The sequence below is a fragment of the Lentilactobacillus diolivorans DSM 14421 genome, assembly GCF_001434255.1.
Lineage (GTDB): Bacteria > Bacillota > Bacilli > Lactobacillales > Lactobacillaceae > Lentilactobacillus > Lentilactobacillus diolivorans.
Genome location: NZ_AZEY01000015.1, coordinates 1 through 5,347, shown reverse-complemented (window position 1 = coordinate 5,347; position 5,347 = coordinate 1). Strand labels below are relative to the sequence as shown.

Genomic DNA, 5,347 nt, shown 5'->3' with positions numbered 1-5,347 from the left:
ATAGTTGAGTCACCCTGTAACCTAGCCAAAGTTACGCAGGGCGGCTTTTTTATTTGTTCCTTTTGTCGATGTATGTTAGCAACGCTAAAATAAACATTGCAAACAGCAACATCAACGAGAGTGTCTGGAAGACGCTCATTGACTGTGAAACCTTCCTGAAGATTATTCCATGTTCCCATGGGCCTCACCTCGCAAGGGAAAAGACAGCCACCGCCCTTAAAACTTCCTGCGTAATCCATTATACAGGTGAATTAAGTGTTGACCAAGCACAATAAAAATTAAGTCATGGGGTTTCATAGGATCCTAAATTTGATCAAATTAAGAATCAGCAAAACATCTTTTGTAGATACCCCTTTTTAAGTTCTTGGAGTTTTTCAAGCTTACGCTGATGAAGAGCGATGGTACTATTTAAAATTGAAAAGAAGCTTCCTATCTTTTTTTGTTCATTGATGTTGGGAAGCTGAATGATTTCCCTTTCTAGGTTTTTTCGACTAATCCTAGTACGTGTTGAGCCAGATGCCATTATTTGAACTTGCTTGAGGTTACGAGGATTATTTAGTTGTGAAACCAAAAATCGAAATGAGATCTTTGAACTAGGACGCAAAATTGCGACATCAACTGAAGTAACCATCTGTTTCCCGATGTTTGGTAAAATCACGGCTCTACCTGCCGGATCTGCTAAGCGACAAACAACAATATCGCCTGGAAATATTTCATTTGCCTTTAATTGGTTAAAGTCTTCCTGACGAAAATATTTTGCATTTTGTGGCTTATCGAGGTACTCATCCACACCAATATTACCGGTTTGGATTATCCGATACTGTCCATTCTCGAAAATATGTTGCTTCTCAATCCAGTCTCCATCAGAAATATTCAATCCAAGCTCTCCAAGCTTACGTTGTTCCCAAGCGTCAGCAAACCCTGCAAATCTTAATTGCGGGAACTTACTACCATTCTGGGGAAACAATTTCTGTAAATAGCCCTGTTTAAGTTCCTTAAGCATAGCTAACTTACGCTGATGAAGAGTGATAGTGTCATCAAGTTGTTTGAAGAATGAACCGATTTTTTGTTGTTCTTCAATACTAGGTAAGTAATATAATAACGAATTTAGATCTCTTGGATACACGGCGGATACACTGGTTGTCCCAACCGCTCTTGCGTGAACTTGGGAGATAACTTGTTGGGTATTATATAAATAGTTAAAGAATATTGTATCAATTCCATCAAATTTAAAGCGAGCTATATTGCTATTAAAAGCATATTTACCACTTATTCCAGTCCATGTAGCACCTTTACCAACAAGTTCCAAAGTATTTCTTGTATTAAACAAAAAATCTCCGTAATTAACAATATCTTCCGATCCAACATTACTATTTGAATCAAGGTATTCAAGCTTCTTGAAAGAAAAATACCCTCTTTGAAGGTTTCCCATCTTTATCAATGGGGTTCCTTCGTTAACTGCAGAACCTAATAAATTAGTCCCTGTTTGTATAGATACTATATTATCTTTAAACTTACGCTCTTCCCAAGGATCAGTGAAACCTTTAAATCTTAATTGCGGATATTTAGCTTGGTTATCTTTCATTGTGAGCCTCCGGTTTTGACTGATCATTAACCTGGGTGGTCACTAACTGGCTAGCTAATTCATTAAAGGCTTGTTCATTCTGACTGATTTCCTCGTCCAGTTGCTTTAGATCAGCTTTGACCTGGTTCAGATCAATCTCGGGTTCCGGTCCAAATGTATCAACGTAGCGCGGAATATTTAAGTTGTAGTCATTCTCCTTGATTTCCGCCGGTGAGGCCACATGAGCATATTTATCGACATCTTGCCGGTTTTGATAAGTGGTCACAATTTTTTGAATATTGGCTGCCGTTAGCTTATTTTGATTCTTGTCCTTTTCAAACTCCCGTGACGCATCAATAAACAAGACGTTATCAGTGGTTTTATGTTTCTTTAAAATCATGATCAACGTTGGAATACTGGTGGAATGAAAAATATTAGCGGTAGCCCAATAATGGCATCAATCCGGTTATCCAGCAGAAGCTTTTGGCGAATTTTGCCTTCCTTAGCCCCCCGAAATAGCACGCCATGGGGTAAGACGATGCCCATAGTTCCATGCTCCTGCAGATGATAAAAGCCGTGTAGCAGAAAGGCAAAGTCGGCTTTAGATTTAGGCGGTAAGACGCCATAGTCGCGGAAGCGGGGATCAGACAAGCGTTTGTCACTGTTATCCCAGTGCGCCGAGTAGGGCGGGTTCATAACGACCGCATCAAATAAGTAAGGTTCGTCAACCGGCCAATCTTTACTTAACGTGTCGCCATTGCGTAAATGCATATCGTCATACGAGACCCCATGTAACATTAAATTCATTCGGGCCAGGTTAAAGGTCGTGGTGTTCAGTTCTTGGCCGTGATAACTCACTAAACCAGGTTCTTGCACGTGTTGTCCGACATTTAACAGCAGCGAACCAGAACCAACTGCTGGATCATAGATAGTCCGCACTTGGTGGTCACCCGCATTATGCTGATAAGTCACGATCTGGGCAATAATGTCGGACACCTGCCGCGGGGTATAAAATTCACCCGCTTTTTTACCGGAATCACTGGCAAATTGCGCGATTAAGTATTCATAGGCGTCACCTAGGACGTCGCCTTGATGATGGATAAGATCAATCGCATTTAAAGCTAACATAGTATCACTAATAGTTTGGTTCCGTTGTTGTAAAGAACTGCCTAATTTATTACTACTTAAATCCACATCGGCAAACAAACCCGAAAAGTCTTGCGCTGAAGATAGATTTTGTGTCGACTGTTCCAGATCATGAAGTGCTTGAGATAAATCGTCTAACGCAAAAGTATGGGCTTGAATCTTGCCAATCAGGGTGGTGTACAACGCCTGGGGTTGAATTAAATAGCCGAGCGTGTTTTGCAAATATTCCACTAAACTGGGCTGCGCCGAGACGCCTTCCAATTCAAACTGAGGATTCATATACTGAGCATATTTCTGGGTGACATTTTCAGTTTCGCCTGCCCAATCACTAAAAGTCGTTAAGGTTTTCTCGGATAGAAACCGATAAAAAATTAACCCTAATAAATAATTTTTATATTCGGAAGCGTCCATTTTCCCGCGTAAGACATCGGCCGCATTCTATAGGGCGCTTTCAAGTTGACTAGCTTGAGTTGTTTTTTCTGACATTGTTTAACCTCCGCGCGTTTTATAATCAAGTTAGCCAATTAGATCCAGCTAATTGAAAAAATAAAAAACACCAAGACAAATCTCTGTTATCATTGATGTTCCAACACAAAAATGAAAGAGGTTATTGTCTTGATGCAAGAACAGAATACCACAGTCCGAGAAAAAGGTCACCACCTAACTTCATTTGAGTGCGGCAGAATCGCCACGCTACACAGCCAAGGATACTCTAACCGCGCAATTGCTAGAGTTATCGGCGTTTGTCATCAAACAATCAGTAATGAACTACGCCGTGGTGAGATCGACCAAGTTAAAAAAGTGAACGGTCAACGGCAATATCACCGCAAGTACTCGCCAGAAGCGGCACAGGCCAAATACGAAGCTAACCGAATGTCCTGTCATCGACCTTTGAAACTCGCTGGTGTCGCTGACTTTATCAACTACTTTACGGCCCATTTTCACCAAGACGGTTGGTCGCCTGATGCCGCGGTGGGCCGTGCTAAACTTGAAGGCTTATATCAACCTGAGGAGATGGTTTCGACCAAGACGTTATACCACTATATCGATGCGCAACTACTTGAAGTCCGTAATCTTGATCTGCTCGAAAAAAACCGGCGCTGCACCAAACACCACCATTCACCCAAGCATAAGCGTCTGGCCGGACGAAGTATCGAAGAGCGACCTAAAAGTATTGATCAGCGCCAAGAGTTCGGTCACTTTGAGTTGGATACCGTAGTCGGTAAACGTAACGGCCAAGAAAGTGTCATTCTAACGCTGATCGAGCGCCAATCTCGCTGTCAGATCCTGCGTTTGATTGATGGCCGTGACGCCGATTCAGTCAACTACGAACTGGCTAAGATCTGCCAAGAATACGGGCACATCATGAAGTCCGTTACCGCTGACAACGGGGCAGAATTCGCAGCGGCGGGGACGGTGCTTGACGGGGTTGCCGACCTTTATTATACCCACCCTTACCGCTCTTCAGAACGAGGCACAAATGAGGCGCATAATCGAATGATCCGTCGTGATGTGCCTAAGGGCCTGTCCATGGATACTTTAGACCCTAGTGATATCCAAGCAGTGGAAGCCAAGCTAAACAACTTACCACGCCGGCAGTCAGGTTACCAAACCCCAAAAGAGCTTTTCTCCGCTGCCGCTGGCTAAAGATTGAATCTTTAAAATATGAATATCAATGAAAATACTGTCTTGCCGGGATTTATTGCGTGGCTAATTTGTTCTTGCAATTTGGGAAATTGATACGGATGATAGATATACAATTGATGTTGGTGTTGTTGCGCCCAAAGTGCGATCGCACCAGGTCCTTCATTAGGTGTGTGTTGTAAAACATTGATCCGCATATTGAGCTTCCAGCTAATTAATAACTTAACTTTACGCTGCCTCACGCTAGCTGGCAATATCGTTTTAATATTTCTGCAAGTATTGCACCAATAAATCAATCCCTGCTTGGCAGCTCTGCGTCATTACTGACTCAGGTTCACCAGGAAAATAATACGTTTTGGCTAACGTCGTTTCCGGATTAGCCAAGCCGATACAAACAGTCCCCACCATTACGCCCTCCAATTTATCAGGACCAGCCACGCCGGTAAATGCTAACGCAAAATCAGTACCGGCAATTTTGCGCGCTTGTTGGGCCATGCTTTTAGCAACTTCAGGACTGACGACGCCATATTTTGCGATCAAAGCGGCCGGCACGCCGAGTAGCCTGGTTTTAGCCGTGGTGGCGTAGGTGATGAAACCGCCTGGATAAATTTGACTAGCCTGTGGTGTGGCGGCTAATTGGCTTTGAAAGGTCCCGCTAGTTAAGCTCTCGGCGCTGGTCAATGTCAGTTTGCGTTTAGCTAAATATTTTGCTAGTGTCGGTATATCCATATTGCATTCCTCCTCTACTCTACAGCAGTGAATAATTTTGGTACCGAAAGTTTCCGCTGTTCCGAACGATACGACTTGGACTTGCTTAACTTCGATATTAGTTCCAATTGACATCGGGAAATAAGTTCTGCTTAACTAACATCCGATACTTGCTAATAGCGTTGTTAAAAACAAGTGACAGTAGCCATCATATTACTTGAAAATATGTCTTAGAAGCTGTCCAAGATCTATGATTTTTGATATACTTCTATGTAAAAAGCGAGT

At 42.6% G+C, this 5,347-nt stretch carries 4 protein-coding genes and 2 pseudogenes; 1 reads left to right on the top strand and 5 read right to left on the bottom strand.

The genetic code is table 11. From position 1 onward, the window contains the following. Nucleotides 1–49 precede the first annotated feature (49 nt). The 3 genes and pseudogenes from FC85_RS16235 to FC85_RS01290 form a co-directional block, all read right to left on the bottom strand. Nucleotides 50–112, bottom strand: a complete 63-nt coding sequence (locus tag FC85_RS16235; protein WP_230083882.1) for a putative holin-like toxin — start codon at nucleotides 110–112, stop codon at nucleotides 50–52. A 213-nt stretch (nucleotides 113–325) separates the two neighbouring features. Then, the gene (locus FC85_RS15340) at nucleotides 326–1,585 is read right to left on the bottom strand and encodes a restriction endonuclease subunit S (protein ID WP_083484848.1); all 1,260 of its coding nucleotides are present in this window, start codon (nucleotides 1,583–1,585) and stop codon (nucleotides 326–328) included. Then, nucleotides 1,575–3,121: pseudogene (locus FC85_RS01290) on the bottom strand (type I restriction-modification system subunit M). Before FC85_RS01290 ends, FC85_RS15340 begins: the two are co-directional and overlap by 11 nt. A gap of 207 nt (nucleotides 3,122–3,328) precedes the next feature. Between FC85_RS01290 and FC85_RS01285 the strand changes: the two are divergent. Further along, entirely contained in the window at nucleotides 3,329–4,357 is a 1,029-nt protein-coding gene (locus tag FC85_RS01285) for an IS30 family transposase (protein ID WP_057863768.1), read from the top strand. Nucleotides 4,358–4,443: 86 nt separating this feature from the next. Here the strand turns inward: FC85_RS01285 and FC85_RS16025 are convergent. Then, a pseudogene (locus tag FC85_RS16025) lies at nucleotides 4,444–4,551 on the bottom strand (type 1 glutamine amidotransferase); the annotation flags it as partial. A 64-nt stretch (nucleotides 4,552–4,615) separates the two neighbouring features. Continuing rightward, entirely contained in the window at nucleotides 4,616–5,083 is a 468-nt protein-coding gene (locus tag FC85_RS01275; RefSeq protein WP_057863766.1) for a CinA family protein, read from the bottom strand. Nucleotides 5,084–5,347: the final 264 nt, after the last annotated feature.